We start from the raw sequence: 14,602 nt of genomic DNA, 5'->3' as shown, positions 1-14,602 counted from the left end.
CCCTCTGATGACAAGCGGCCTGTCTCTGGCGCGGCGGCGTCATGTTACCGAAACGCGCCATGGCTAGTCGAGGCTACATTAGAGGGGAGTGGCCGCCCCCGGTGTTGCAGGCACGCCGCAGACGCCCGGCAGGCGGCCGTCTGCCTTGCGGGCGTAACGAAACCATGGGCGGCGGACCATCCACATCACTGCAGCATGTACGTCTCGTACTCCAGCCGGTCGAGCTTGCGGTCCAGCAGGTACAGCGACAGCGCCACCACGATCAGCAGCGACACCGCGAACCCGTAGCCGTACCAGGCCGGGCCCAGTTCCAGCGTCAGGCGGGTCAGCACGAAGTTGAGCACCACGAACGTACCGGTCAGCAGCAGCACCTCGCGGCGGCGGTCCAGGTAGAAGTAGATGTTCAGCACGCCCAGCAGCACCACCTGCAGGCTGGCGCCGATCACGTCCACGTACAGCAGCGGCAGGTAAAGCTCGGAGATGCCCAGCAGGCGCAGCAGCCAGCCCCCCACCACGAACAGCAGCAGCGACGCGATGGCCTGCACCTTGACGATCTCGTACAGGCCCAGGCGGATGGTCTGCACCATCGTGTTGCGCATGTCCTCGATGTGTTCCAGCGAACTGCCGCCGCGCACGGCGTTGTAGAACGCGTCGTAGTACTCCACGAAGTCGGTCTCGATCCGCACCAGGAACACGGCCATGCCCGGAATGATGGCCAGGTAGGCCAGGAACACCGGAATGTCGTAGATGATCGACGCATGCAGCGGGCCGATCACGGGCTGGCCCGTGGACGGCGCGTACCAGAACATGAACTTGTCGATCCAGATGCCCAGGTTGTAGAACAGGCCGATGGCGATCAGGCTCGGATAGGCAAAGCGCCGCTGGAACACCTCGAACGACATGAACCGGTGGCTCGTGTAGTTGCGGTAGATCAGCGTGATCATGCCCACCAGCAGGCAGAGCTGGCCGAACACGAAGCCGCCCAGCAGCCCTTCCAGCCCGTGCGAGCGCAGCGCCAGCGCGGCCAGCACCGTGATCGTGTAGCCGACGAAGAACGTCCACACGATGGCCTTGTACTGCTTCATGCCCGACAGGAAGATGGCCGCGATCCAGATGTTGCTCATGATCACGAAGCCCGCCATCATCAGCAGCCGGTACAGCACAGACTGCTCGTCGAAGGCCCAGAACGCGCACGCCAGCCCGATGGCGCCGGCCAGCACCGTGCACAGCAGCGCCACGGCGTGGTAGTTCGACAGCACCAGGTCCGCGCGCTTTTCGAACAGGCGGTCCGACGTGAAGCGCGTGAACGACAACTGCATCGGCCCGGTCAATATCAGGCTGCACGCTATCAGGTACGTCACCGACACCTGGAACTGCGTGATCAGCGCACCCGGGATGACCCAGCCGATCGACAGCAGGCCGATCAGCAGGATTCCCAGGATCGACAGCACCCAGGGGCCCGAGCTGATCACGCCGGCATAGGCGTAGGCGCTGAGCATGCCCGACAGGCTGTCCCGCCGGAGCATCTTGCGAAGTTCGAATCCAATGCCTGCCATCTCAGCGTCCTCCTGCCTGGGCCCCGTGGTGCACCGGACACCTGGCCGGGCCTTGCGACCGCTCGCGGCGCGTGTTGTCCGGCATCTCCATCAGCTCGGTATAGAGCGTGCGGTAGCTGCCCACCATCTGTTCCTGGGTGTAGTACTTTTCCACGCGGGCGATGCCCGACGCCTGCGCCGCCTGCCAGCGGTCCGGATGCTGCAGCAGCCCCAGCGCCGCGCTGGCCAGCGCGGCCGGATCGGCAATGCGCACCACGTCGCCGGCCGCGCCCAGCTCGGCGTCGTCGCCGGGCAGGCCGAAGACCAGCTCGCTGCACGAGCCCACGTCGGTGGTCACGCACGGCACGCCCGCCGCGAATCCTTCTAGCACCACCAGCGGCAGCGCCTCGGAAATCGAGCTCAGCACCAGCACGCCCACCTTGGGCAGCAGGTCGTCGATCCTCTGGAAGCCCAGGAACTTCACCTTGTCGCCCAGGCCCAGACTCTCGGCCAGGCTGCGGCATTCGCGCGCGTATTCAGGATCCTCGTCCTCGGGGCCGGCGATCCAGCCTTCGGCATCGGGATACTCGCGCACCACGGTCAGCATCGCGCGGATGAAGGTCTTGATGTCCTTGATCGGCACCACGCGGCCGATCAGGCACAACACCGGCGGCACACCCGGCGCGCGCTTCTCGCGCAGCGCAGCGAGGCGCGGGAGGTTGATGCCGTTCGGGATGTTGCGCGTGCGGTCGGCCACGGCGCCATCAAGCACCTGGCGGCGACGGTTGCCCTCGTAGAGCGCGGTGATCTCGTCGCCGGCCTCGTAGCAGACGCGGCCCAGCGTTTCGAAGAAACGCACCCAGAGTTCGCGGAAGTAGCTGATCTGGGAAATGTCGCGTTCGAAGATGTTGCGGTTATCGCGGATCCACTGGCTCTGGAACAGGTCAATCTTGCGTTCCTTGGTGTAGATGCCGTGCTCCGACACCAGCAGCGGCCGGCCGTTGCGATGCCGCAGCATCGCGCCCAGGAATCCGGCGTAGCCCGTGGACACCGTGTGATAGACCTTGGCCGGAATCAGGCCGTCGGCAATCCGTACCAGCTGCCACAGCGGCTTGTGCATGATGCGGATGGTCCAGAAGTAGTCCGTGAACGACGGGTCCGTGCAGAACTGGCGGTATTGCCCGGTGATCGTGTCCCAGGCGCGCTTGCTGTAAAGGAACGCGTCTTCGGACAGTGCCCCGCCCTCGCGCAGCGCCGGCATCAGCTCGCGGATCAGCGCGCCGGCCTCGGCTTCCTTGCCCGGCTCGCGCAGCAGTTCGTGCAGCTCATCCGCGCGGTCGAACGCGTGCGTGTCGCCCGGGGAGCCATGCACCAGCGGCGGCGGCGGAAAGTCGTACAGGAAATGGGTTTCCAGGTGCACGACGTTCTCGGGCAACTGGTAGGCCATGTCGCCATAGTCCTCGCGGCGGCTGCCGATGAAGACGATGCCGAAACGGATATCCGGGAACGCGCGGATCATCTGGTTGACCCAGCTCGACACGCCCCCGCTCACATAGGGGAACGTGCCTTCGAGCAGCAGCATGACGTCGGCCGACGTTCCCTTGACTAGTATTTCGCTCATGATTGCCAGTACCGCAGCAGGGGCCGCACCAGCGGGAGCGGCGAAGGACTGTCGAAAGCCGCCATCAGACGGCGCACCGCGGCATAGTCGCGTTCCAGGTAGGCGGCTTCCGCCAGCAGCGGCAGCACGCGCTCACGCGCGAAGCCCAGCGACTCGGCACGGCCCAGGAACTCGCGCGCCTCGCCGGGCGCGTTACGCGACAAAGCAAGACGGCCGCGCATGTACCACAGCGCCGCATTGCCGTCGTCGATCTCCAGCGCGGCGCTGGCGTAGCGTTCCACCTGGCTGGCCGTGTAGCGGTACACGTCGCCCTGCACCAGGTTCTGGTAGATCAGTTCCCAGTACAGGTCGGCCAGGCGCTTGTTGATTTCCAGCCGGGCCTGCGGCGAGTCCGCCGACTCCAGGCGCGGCAGTTCCGCCAGGATCTTCTGCGTGAGCTGCTTTTCGGCACCGTCCAGCATGCCGTACGCCAGCAGCCGGATATCGTCGGTGCTGTCGGCCAGCAGTTCGCGCAGCACCGGACTGGCCGTGCGCGTGGGCATCGACTGCATCGCCACCAGCGCCGTCATGCGCTCCGGCAGCGGCGCGCGCGTATTGCCCAGTTGGGCGCGCAGGCGCGCCCCGCCGCCGTGCGTCACGCGCTGGATCAGGTGCGTGACGAACTCGGGCAGCGCCACCGAGGCGATGCCGGCTTCGCTACGCAGGCTCGGAAACAGCTTCGAGAACAGCAGGCTGCCCAGGCAGACCAGCGTCCCGCCCAGCGGCACGAAGAAGCAGAACGCCGCCACGTAGGCGTAGCTCCACACGAACGGCGTGCGGAAGCGGCGCGGCAGCAGGCGCCACACGGCCAGCCCCAGCAGCGCGGCGGCCAGCGCCTGCAGCCCCAGGAACGACAGCAGCAGCGGCATGCCGGTACTGCCGTGGAACAGCAGGTACAGTGCCGCGATCTGCGAGGCGGTGCCGCCGATGGTCAGCTTGCCCATGCGTCAGCCCGCCTGCGTCTGGCCGCCGGCCGGAGCCGCGCCAGAGGGGGTATCGGACGCCGCGCCGGCCATGACCGATGCCGAGGCGTTGCCGTCCAGGTGGCAGCGGTGCAGCAGGCGCACCAGCGCCTCTTCGGAACCGGCGGCCGGCACCGGCAGCGTGTACACGCCGATATGGGCAGTGGCGAAATCGGTGCCGAACTGCGCACGCAGCATGTCCTCGATCCGCACCAGGTAGGCCGATACGGCCTGGCTGTCGGACAGCGGCATCAGCGTCAGCATGGCGCGCTGATGCGCGCCGCGCGCGGGCCAGGCCACGTCCAGCGCCCGGCGGCTGCGCACCACCTGTTCGAACAGCGCGTCGCGCGCTTCGTCCAGGTCGAACACCAGTGCCACCACCGAACTCTCGATGCCGGTCTCGCGGCGCAGGCGCGACAGACGCGCGTAGTCCAGCGCGAACGCGTACGGAATGGCCGGCGCCAGTTCCTGGATGCCGTGCGTGGCCTGGGCATGCTCCACGCCATCGGCGTAGTAGCCCATCAGCACCATCAGCAGCTGCAGGTTTTCATAGGTCAGCGACAGGAACGGCATGCGTTCCACCACCAGCACGCCGATCAGGCGGTCGGAGCCAGCCAGCACCGGCGCCACGGCCACGTAGCGGGTCTGCGCGTCCTGCTGCAGGCCCGTGGTACGCAGGTGCGCCAGTTCGCGCGTGTCGATGCAATGGCGCACGAGCGGGTCGTTCATGTCCAGCGCAAAGCCGGGGCCAATGCTGGCCACGGCTTCAGGCAGCAGCGTCTCGCCGTCAACCGCGTACAGCGCGGCGCCTTCCACCTGGCACGCCTGCGCCACCACCTGCAGCATCGGCTGCGCGCCGGCCAGGCGTTCGATGCGGGCGCCGCGCGCCGCATCCTGCAAGGCCACGGCCCGCAGTTGCGACAGCGTGTCGCGCAGCGTGGTCGGACGCGCCAGCAGGTCGTTCTCCAGCCGGGCGTGCGATATACGCAGCAGGTAGTGGTTCTTGGTCAGCGCGGACAGCCGCTCGTCCAGATAGCGGTTCACGGCGCGTGCCCGTGCCAGGCGCGTGTTCCACACGTCGCCAAACTGCCCGGCCACCAGCACCAGCAACAGGCCGCCCAGGAAGAACATGCGCGGGAACGCCTCGTGATGGCTGCCAATGCCGTCGAAGAAGAACCAGCCGCCCAGCAGCATCAGCACGGCGCCCACGCCTACCAGCGTGCCGTAGCGCAGCGCCAGGATCACCGGCAGCAGCCAGGCCCACGGAAAGCCCATGCCCAGCAGCAGCGGATTCTGCGGCAGGATCGCCCACGTAATGGCCATGGCCACCAGCATCACGACGATCATTTCCAGCACCGCCGCCGCTCCGCCTCCCGCGGGCGCCAGCCAGCGCGCATAGCGCCCGCCAAGGCCGATGCCTTGCCCCTGGCGAGTTGCCTGGCGCGTTTTTTCCGCGGTGTTAGCCACGCTTGTCACCCGTCCTTATATTCAACTCAAATCCACGCGCACCGAAAGCATGCGCGTACACAACCTGTTCCGAGCGCCTGGCTCAGCCCTGCATCAGCGGTGCCAGCAGGCGGCGCAGCAGCTTCTGGGCCACACCGGAGAGCGACTCGCGGCTCCAGCCGGCATTGCTGCCCGTGGCCGACCACACCACCTGGCCGGTGGACACGTCGATCAGCTGCAGCGAGATGCCCACGGCCGGCTCGCCATCCACGCCCACCTTGTAGCGCCATTCCTGCACGGCACCGGTCAGCGCGTAGCGTGCGCGCTCGCCACGGGCCCATTCCAGCGCCTTGGCCACCGACTCACGCTCGGCCGGCTCGAACAGCGTTTCCGGGTTCAGGGCCGCCGGGTAGCGCTTCAGGTTGGCCACGCCGCCGGTCTTCAGCAGCGACTCGGCGATGGCTTCGGCACGCAGGCCGGCCTGCGGCGTTTCCGTGTAGTTCACGATCGGCAGCACGGCCACGGTGTCGCCCGCGGCCATTTGCGGCGCACGGCCCACGTCGGTCACGGCGCAGCCCGCCAGCCACAGCGCGGCGCCGATCGCGCCACACCATGCCACCAGCCGACCCATGCGGGTATTGGTCCTGTTCATCATAGATCCCCCTCGTTATCTTGAAAAAATCAATAGAGCCAGCGATAGCGCAGGCCAACTTCGGTCAGCGGCGTACCCGTGGTACGGGCCGCGGTGTCGTGCGAGACATACAGCGACAGGTGGTCGTTGCCAAACACCGACCCGGCAATACCCACCTGGCCACGGAAGTTGTGGCCCGCGCGTGTGTCGTACAGCGCGCCGGCTTCCATGAACGGCCGCCACTTGCGCGTGTAGTCGTCAATCAGGTCGGTGCCGAAGCCGAACAGCACGCCCGCCTGCGTAAAGCTTTGCGGCATGTAGAACGCCGGCGTTGCCTCGTCGTCGCCGGGCGGCACCAGCCGCTGCATGGTCGACGACAGCGTGCCGCCATTGGTGCTGTAGATGCCGCGCGTGCCGACGATGCGCACCGTGTAGTCCGGATACTGCGTGCGGATACGGTAGCCGGCCTCGACGTCGAACACCATGCCGTGGCCCAGCGCCGTGCGGTCCTGGCCGTAGAAATGGTTGTACTGCACGCGGCCGCCGATGAATTCGCGCAGGCCCAGGCGCCACGTGGCACCCAGTTCCGCCACATCCTTCATGCCGCCCACACGCAGTTGCGCCGATTCGTCGGCCGTCTGGTTGTAGCCGACCGTACCCGTGTACTGGACGCGGCCTTCCTGGTTCCAGTTGCCGGTCAGCCGCGCCGTGGTGAAGCTCTGCAGGCCGTCGCGGCGGCCCACGCCGAGCACCCAGTTCTTCTGGCTGTCGCGGTAGGTCAGCGCCAGTTCGCCGCGGCGGTCGGTGCCGGGCACATTGACGAGCTGCGAGGAATCGGCCGAGCGCTGGTCGCGGAACACACCGCGCAGGTTCAGCGCATAGCCTTCCCACAGCCGCGCGCCGCCGGCCAGGCTGTATTCGTAGTATTCGAGCGGCTTCTGCCGCTGGAACGTCACGCGCGGCTCCAGCGCCATGGCATTGAACAGCAGCGCGTCTTCCAGCGTCTGTTGCAGCGTATCGTCGGTGCGCGCCAGTTCCTGCGTTTCATACGCCTGGGTCTGCGCGGCGGACAGCCGGTCGAGCTGACGGTTGGCCTCGATCGTGCTGGTCACGGGCACGCGGCCAGCCTGGCGCTCCATGATGCGATCAAGCTGGTCCATGTCGTTGCGATCGAGCGCAATCGCGATCTCGGCATAGGCGGGACGCTGCAGCCGGTTGGCGTACTGCCGCGCCAGCCAGGCGCGGGCCAGTTCGTTCGACTCCGCCGACATGGCCCATGCCAGCGCCACTTCGCGGCTGGCAGCCGAAATCTGGCTCTGGCGACGATTCTGCGCATCGACCAGCGCGGCCGGGGGTGCCACCTCCAGCGGCGGCAGGCCCGGTATGTTGCCCAGTTGCGACGTCGACTTCGAATCGACCGGCGCTACGCGGCGCGCGGCCACTTCCGCACGGTCGCGGCGCAGCATCTCGATCACCAGGCTGCGCGACACATCGCCCGACGCAAACACCTGGCCCAGCGCTACCTGCTGGCGGCGCAGGTCGGCCCGCACGGGACCATCCTGCGCGTCGTCCTCGTCTTCACGCTCGGCGGCGTTGTTCCAGTTCTCGCCGCCAGCGCCCCAGGCGTGGTGCAGCTCGATCCATGCCTGGCGGCGGATGCGCCACGCCGTCGACGTCTGGCCAATGGCCTCGTACGCGTCGGCGGTCAGGCCCAGCCAGAGCGGATCGGCATGCTTGCCCTGCTGCATCTTGTTCAGGTAGTGCAGCGCGGTGCGGCCATCCTGGAAGCGCATGGCGCCCGCGGCGTACGCACCCCACAGGTTCGGGTCGTTCTCCGCACTGGGCTTCAGGCGCAGCATGGCCGCGCGTACTTCGCTGTCGGTGCCGGTATCCACCAGCGCCCACAGCAGCGCGCCGAAGGTCTCGCTGTCCGCGTCGGGCTGCCCGGCGGCGGCGCGCAGGTCGGCCAGCGAGCGGTCGCGATTGCCCGTCAGACGCCAGTACTCGGACCGGCGCATCAGGAACAGCGCCGATGCTTCGGCTTCGCGGCGCTGCGCCGGCGTCAGGTCCGCCATCAGCAGTTCGATACGGCGATAGGCGTGTGCACGCGTGTAGTAGTACACGGCGAGCTGGAACTGGTCGAACTTGCCGCTCTTGCGCCAGCCCGCCTCGGCAATACGTCCCGCGTCGATCGGCGAACGGTCATAGTACTGCACCATGTTCGCGAAATCGGCCTCCTCGGTATCGCGCACTTCGGCAATACAGTCGTTGCGCGCGGCACCGGCCGGAAACTGCTGGCAGTGATCGTCGTGGGTCTGGGCCATCGCCAGCATCATCTGCCGGTAGCCGTCCTTGAGCAGATCTTCGCGCTGCGTCAGGCGAGCCAGCTCGGTGTACGTGCGCCAGTACAGCAGGTCCTGCGGGCCGGCCTGCTTGCGCGCCGGCAGCAGCGCGTCCATCGCCTGGTTCAGGCGGCCGCGCACGAACAGCATGTTGGCGCGCTTCATGGCGTAGCGCGGCGTCGGTCCGTAGCGCTTTTCCAGCTGGCCGTAGATCTCGAACGCGCGATCGTCCTTGCCTGCGCGCTCGGCCAGGTCGGCGTTGCGTTCCATCACCTGCCGGCCGTTGGGGCCGTTGGCCAGGCCGTCCAGGAATGCCATGCCGGCTTCGGGCTCGCCCAGCCGTTCATAGGCCGCCACCACCTCGTCGATGACCTTCAGGTTGCCGCCCGTGGCGCGGTGGCGCAGCGCGGCCAGGTAGGCGCGGTCGTCGTTGAGGCCCGGCGCCAGGCGCATCACGTTGTTCCACGCGCGCTCGTCGTTGGTAGCCTGTGCGTATTCGAGCCAGCTTTGCAGCGCGATCATCGGCTGCCGGTTCCATTCGGAGACCTGCGCCAGGCGCTCGCGCCAGATCGGCTCGTTGGGCAGCTTGCGCACGGCAAGCTGCGCTACGTTCTGGGCCTGATCGAGCTTGCCGGCGGCCAGGAACACGCGATACGCCAGGTCGTAGTCGTCGGCATTGAAGGTCTTGCCCCCTGCCACGGCAGCGGCCACTTCATCCTTGGCGGAGGCCTGTGCCTCGGCCTGGGTCGGATTGCCGGGGCCTGGCTTCGGCGTGGCCTGGGCCAGCATCGGCGCCGTGGACGCGTCGGCGTGCACGCGGCGCATGCCGAAATCGCCCATCTGCTCGCGCCGGGACACGCCGCGCGGGCCGTCCAGGTACACGTAGCCACGGGCCAGCCACGGTTCGGTGTCCGACACGCGGCGCACGGCGGGCGCCCCAGCCGCGTCGCGGCTCAGTTGTTCGCGGCGCAATTCGGCCAGCGCGAAGCGTGCCGCGTCCGACGGCTTGTTGGCCGACAGCTTCAGCAGCCGCTCCACGTACTTTGCCGCCACGTCCGGCCTGTTGGCGGCCAGCGCCAGCTTCGTCAGGTAGCGCAGCACCTCGGGGTCGTCGAGCAGCTTGCCGCCACGGCGCTCGGCTTCCACCAGCGCATCGTCCAGCAGGTTGCCCGCCTGCAGCGTCTGCAATGCCTGCAGGAACAGCGTGCGCTGCTCGTACAGGTTCTTCGAGCGGGCCTGCGCGTCGAACAGCGCCTGCGCCGAATCGCGGTAGTTGCCGCCTGCCAGCGCGATGCTGGCAAGCTGCTTGTTATAGAAGTCGGCGTTGGCCGGATCGCGCTTGCCCAACACGCGGAACAGCACGTTGGCCGCATCGGCATCGCCGATCTGGCGCGACTGCGTGGCCAGCGTCTGCAGGTCGGCCAGCGTCCAGCGGCGCATGGCGTCGGCCGTGGTGGCCTGCTTGAGCAGGTCCTTCATCAGCGCCAGGCGCTCGGCGCGCTCGGGCGTATCGGGTTGCGCCGCGTAGGCGCGCTGCTGCGTGATCTCGATACGCGTGCGCAGGATCTGGCCGGTCAGGTCCTGACCCTGCACGGCAAGCATGCGGGCCAGCATCGCCTCGGCGTCGTCCAGGCGGCCGCTGCGGGCGTACTGCTCGGCCAGCACGCTCATGAAGCTGGTGTCGTTGGGCGCCACGCGCGACCAGGCTTCCAGGTAGGCCACGGTCAGGCCATCGACCGTACGGCCCTGGCCAAGCAGGCGCTCGCGCAGCGTTTCGCGCGGGAACATCAGCGCCAGGCCCACCCCCACCATCGCGGTAAAGGTCAGGACCAGCGCCGGCGGCAACAGCCGCTCGCGCTCAGGCGCCGCAGCGGACTTCGACTTGTTGCTGGACATTGATCGGATCATTTACCGCTTGAGTATCGAAACGCAGCGTGTTGTTCTCGCGCACGCCACGGGCGGGCTTGCCATCGATGGTCACACTGCACTGGCCGGCATTGGCAAGCCGGAAGAACGGCTTGTAGTAGCCGGAGAAAGCAAAGCGGGTGGTATTGCCGTCGCGGCGCCAGTCGCGCACCAGGCCGTTGGCCTCGGGCAGCTCCGGCACGGCCCGCGTGGACGCCTGCACAAAGTTGAAGCGCGCATTGCCGCCGGCCAGGTGCACGTAGACGCCGCCGCCGGGCGCCGGCGACGAGCCGGTCACGCCGGTTGCGGTGGCCACGTCGGGCACGCCCGCGCCGGTCCAGCGCAGGTTGCGCAGGTTGCCGTCGCCGCGCACCAGCCAGGCGCCGGCAGCCGCCGCGCCATTGGCACCATCGCCGAGTTCGCGTGCCACGGCCATGCCCTGCCAGTCCAGCACCTTGCGCACGTAGTCCGTGGAGTGCATCGGCAGCAGGTTCTGCGTCAGCACGTAGTCATACACCTTGCGCAGCGACTTCAGCGATGCGGCCTTGGTGCCCGCGTAGCTGTGATAGTAGATGTTCACGGCCTTGAAGCGATACGGCTTCTCGGTCATCTCCCAGGTTTCGATCACGCGTTCGAAACCGTAGTACGGGCCGCGCCACAGGTTCGTGTAGACGTTCTCGTTCTGGTTGGTCGCGAACACCTGGAACGTGTGGTCGGCCTTGTGGATGCCCAGCGGCGCGATGGCCGTCCAGGTGGGGTTGCTGCGCGTGATCAGCGTGTCGCCGCCGTTCATGTTCAGCACGCCGGCCGCATCCGTCAGCTTGATCGCCTCGGGCGGGGCCTGGCAGTCGCCGGGCCACAGCAGCATCTTCACCGGCTTGTTCGGCGACAGCACCTTGTTGATGTAGTCGATGGACCCGCCGATCTCGCGGTTCAGGTCGAGCTTGTAGCCGGGAATCGCCAGGTGATACTCGTCGTCGCCTTCGGTCACCCGGGCGTCGCTTGGCTGGCCATTTGGCACCGTGCGGCCCCATTCGAACGGATGCGAATACGTGTGGCTGGCCACCTCGACATACGGCTGCGCAAAGATCTTGCGCGCGATCGGCTCCAGTTCGGGGGTCAGCTTCGGGTACATGCCCGTCTTGCCCACTTCGCCCTCGATCACCGACATGGTCATCGGCAGGCGGTAGCGGTCGAAGATTTCGCGGAGCAGCACCTCGCCCGAGAAGCCGCCGCCCGGGATTTCGGCCTTCGAGGCAAACCCGTCGCCATCGATATGGATCGTCAGCAGGCGACGCCCGCTTTCGGTGGTGGTATCAGGCACCGGCATCTGGCGCAGGCGCAAAGCCTCGCGCAGGAAGTCCAGCGGCTGCACGATCCAGCGGTCCTGGTCGCTCGACGAATTCTGGCGAATCGCGTAGTTCTGGCGCACGGCGTACGGGCCGGTGACATAGCCGCCCCACTTCGTGATGGCCGCCGCATCGTAGGTCACGGTGCCGGCGCGCAGGCGCAGCAGCGAGCGCGTGTCGGCCGCGCCGTCCTGGATCTGCACGGCCACCGCCTCGGTGGCATCGGGCGCCACGGGCTGCTCGAAGCCCATCATCTTGTCCTGCGACACGATCTGCACCGGCCCCGTCAGACGCCCCTTGACCGTCTTCAGGCCCAGGTTGCGCAACAGCGGACTACTGGCCGGCATGCCGAAGCCATTCATGAACACCACCGGTATGCCCTGCTGGGTCAGCTTGTCCAGCCAGGCCTGGTAACGGCCGGCGTTGCGCGTGAAATAGCCGTTGGCCCACACCACCACACCCGCGTAGCGGTCAGGCGTGATCTCGGGCGGCGCGTCCCGGGTCTCGGCGAAGTCGACGCGATAGCCAAGGTAGTTCAGCGGCATCGACACAAAGCGCACGCCTTCGCTGTTGTCGATCGACACGCCCGGCTGGCTTTCCTGCAGCACCAGCACGCGGCGCGGCATCACTTCGATCTGGCCCACGCCCACGGTCTGCAGGCCGGAATCGGTCACGTACGGCGTAATGCCCTGCGCGCGGATGCGGCGCGCGGTATCGCGCTGGCACTTGCGGTCGGCCGGCGGGCAGTAATCGATGGAGATGACCGGCAGCTTGTACTGGTCGCGGATGATGCGGGCCTGGTTCAGGAGCCAGTCGCGGTCCTGCTGGCTGACCTCGGTATAGGTGGCCTGCGCCTGGTTCCAGCCCCGGAACAGCGATTCAAACACCACGCCGTAGGCCAGCGAATGCACCTGCGGCAGGATCTCGAAGCCACGGTTGAACAGCAGCTTCGCCTCGGGATAGCGTGCCTTGATGGCCTGGATCACGCGCACCATGCCGGCTTCCTGCCGGGCACGCTCGGCGTCGGTCTTGGCCACCAGGTGATACGAATCCATGGTGTCCATGAAGAAACCACGGTAGCCGCGGTCCCACAGTGGCGCGATCACGCGGTCCACGTAGAACGCGGGCCAGCCATCGGCGGCCTGGTCCACCACGCGGGCGTTCCAGGCGTCGTTGCTGCCGGTGAGCCAGTTCTTGGGGATGTCCGGGAAGTAGGCGCGGCTGGGCAGCACCTCGCCCAGGCTCACGTAGGCAAACCAGGCGGTATTCGGCGTCTTGGCAGTACGCGGATCGAAGCCGCTGTCGGGTTCGACCACGGCCACGTCAAACGCCTGCAGCAGGTCGACGGGCGGCCGGCTGCCATAGTGGAAGGCGACATTGGGGGCGGTGGGCGCCTGCGGCACGGCCTGGGGGGTGGCTTGGGGGTTGGCCTGGGCCAGCGCGTCGGCCGACGGCGTCAGCGAGCCCAGCACGACAGCACCCGCCGATGCCACGGCCGCCACGGCCAGCATCGCATTGCGGCAGACGCGCGCCATGGAGCGACGCGGCGCATCGTCGCCAACCTCATGGAAAAGTCCCCGGATTAAACGCTGCAATTGCTTCACTGCTGTTGTCCGCTTTTTCTGTGTTGGTTTGGCGCGCGGTCGCTGCCGCGCATCCTGACGCTCCGCTCATACGACGTGCGCCCCGCATTATGCCGTCACCCTTCTGTCGAACTAGTGTTTTTACTAATTCTTTGGCAGGTCGGATGCTAGGCCATTCGCCGATGGGAGATTGTCAAAAATTGTGCCGAAGCCTTCTTGACATACGCCGGACACGGGCGCACGCCACCATGCCGGGTTTTGCCACGGCACGTGCCTGACCATCGCAGGAAAATGCGGCAGGAAGGATGCCGGCATGACGCCGGCGCGGACGCCGCGCGGCCCGCGTACCAGATTTCCTGGCTAACTGCTCATTGACATTTGAATCCCCGTTCCAGCCTTCGGCGCACGTTGGCGCCACCTGTTCCGGTATGCACGCCACGCTGCGCGTTTTACCCGGTTGTGGTTATGCCCAGCATTGTCCCGGCATCATCCATCGGTAGCCATAGTCCAAATGGCGTAGCCTTGGCGGAACGAATCTGTGGCATACATGACAAGATCCGGCCGTCAGCATTGCGGCACGGTATCAACTGCCGGTACCACAGATACGGAAATACATGTCGTACCTTTGGCTGAATTTGGTCTGATGTCAGACAAACCCTGAAATGATCTAGAAATCTCTAATATCTGCTGTTCGCATGCCGAAATACCGTTAGGGGCATAGTCTGATTGACAGGCGAAAAAAAACCGGCAGAATGGCTGCTCGCATGTGCACCGGCCTGTAGCGTTATTGCTCCGGTTCGTTGTGGGCAACATGCTTGGTCGGGCAATCACGCTCATCTGAAATTCAAGGTTTGGATAGAAACATGGAAACCGGTACCGTTAAGTGGTTCAACGACGCCAAGGGCTTTGGCTTCATCACCCCGGACGCAGGCGGCAACGACCTGTTCGCGCATTTCTCGGCGATTGAGGGCAATGGCTTCAAGTCGCTGAAGGAAGGCCAGAAGGTCCGCTACGTGAAGGCAATGGGTCAGAAGGGCGAACAGGCCACGAAGATCCAGGCAGTCTGAGCCTGAACAGGCCGGGCCATTTATCTTGGCCTGGGAAGCCCCGCTTCGGCGGGGCTTTCTGCTTTCTGGGAATCGATAATGTATTGCCTTGCTGACGTTTCGACCGGCTGGTCGATTAATTG

The 14,602-nt window shown here is 66.7% G+C and carries 8 protein-coding genes; 1 reads left to right on the top strand and 7 read right to left on the bottom strand.

Features of this window, described 5'->3' with window-relative positions; translation table 11 throughout:
• Positions 1-185: 185 nt before the first annotated feature.
• The 7 genes from pelG to MFF62_RS12080 all read right to left on the bottom strand — a co-directional run bounded on the left by pelG (position 186) and on the right by MFF62_RS12080 (position 13,341).
• Entirely contained in the window at positions 186-1,556 is a 1,371-nt protein-coding gene (pelG, locus tag MFF62_RS12110) for an exopolysaccharide Pel transporter PelG (protein ID WP_238263359.1), read from the bottom strand.
• 1 nt (position 1,557) lies between these two features.
• Positions 1,558-3,156, bottom strand: a complete 1,599-nt coding sequence (gene pelF, locus MFF62_RS12105) for a GT4 family glycosyltransferase PelF (protein ID WP_238263358.1) — start codon at positions 3,154-3,156, stop codon at positions 1,558-1,560.
• The gene (locus MFF62_RS12100; RefSeq protein WP_238263357.1) at positions 3,153-4,139 is read right to left on the bottom strand and encodes a tetratricopeptide repeat protein; all 987 of its coding nucleotides are present in this window, start codon (positions 4,137-4,139) and stop codon (positions 3,153-3,155) included. Before MFF62_RS12100 ends, pelF begins: the two co-directional genes overlap by 4 nt.
• A gap of 3 nt (positions 4,140-4,142) precedes the next feature.
• Positions 4,143-5,633: a PelD GGDEF domain-containing protein gene (locus tag MFF62_RS12095; RefSeq protein WP_404990735.1), complete on the bottom strand. Its 1,491-nt coding sequence runs from the start codon at positions 5,631-5,633 to the stop codon at positions 4,143-4,145.
• 73 nt (positions 5,634-5,706) lie between these two features.
• Positions 5,707-6,255 (bottom strand): penicillin-binding protein activator LpoB, encoded by a 549-nt coding sequence (locus MFF62_RS12090; RefSeq protein WP_238263565.1) that lies wholly within the window; start codon positions 6,253-6,255, stop codon positions 5,707-5,709.
• 29 nt (positions 6,256-6,284) lie between these two features.
• Positions 6,285-10,472: a tetratricopeptide repeat protein gene (locus tag MFF62_RS12085; protein WP_238263356.1), complete on the bottom strand. Its 4,188-nt coding sequence runs from the start codon at positions 10,470-10,472 to the stop codon at positions 6,285-6,287.
• A complete protein-coding gene (locus tag MFF62_RS12080; RefSeq protein ID WP_238263564.1) occupies positions 10,435-13,341 on the bottom strand; it encodes a bifunctional glycoside hydrolase/polysaccharide deacetylase family protein in 2,907 nt (968 codons plus the stop codon). The genes MFF62_RS12085 and MFF62_RS12080 overlap by 38 nt, the downstream gene beginning before the upstream one ends.
• Positions 13,342-14,276: 935 nt before the next feature.
• On the opposite strand from MFF62_RS12080, the gene MFF62_RS12075 reads away from it, so the two are divergent.
• Complete coding sequence (locus MFF62_RS12075; RefSeq protein ID WP_039009350.1) at positions 14,277-14,480, top strand: cold-shock protein; 204 nt, start codon at positions 14,277-14,279, stop codon at positions 14,478-14,480.
• The last annotated feature ends 122 nt before the right edge of the window (positions 14,481-14,602 follow it).

The sequence above is a fragment of the Cupriavidus pauculus genome (assembly GCF_022179805.1).
Lineage (GTDB): Bacteria > Pseudomonadota > Gammaproteobacteria > Burkholderiales > Burkholderiaceae > Cupriavidus > Cupriavidus pauculus_E.
Note: the sequence above shows the minus strand (reverse complement) of the source record. Positions and strands in the feature narration are given on the sequence as shown.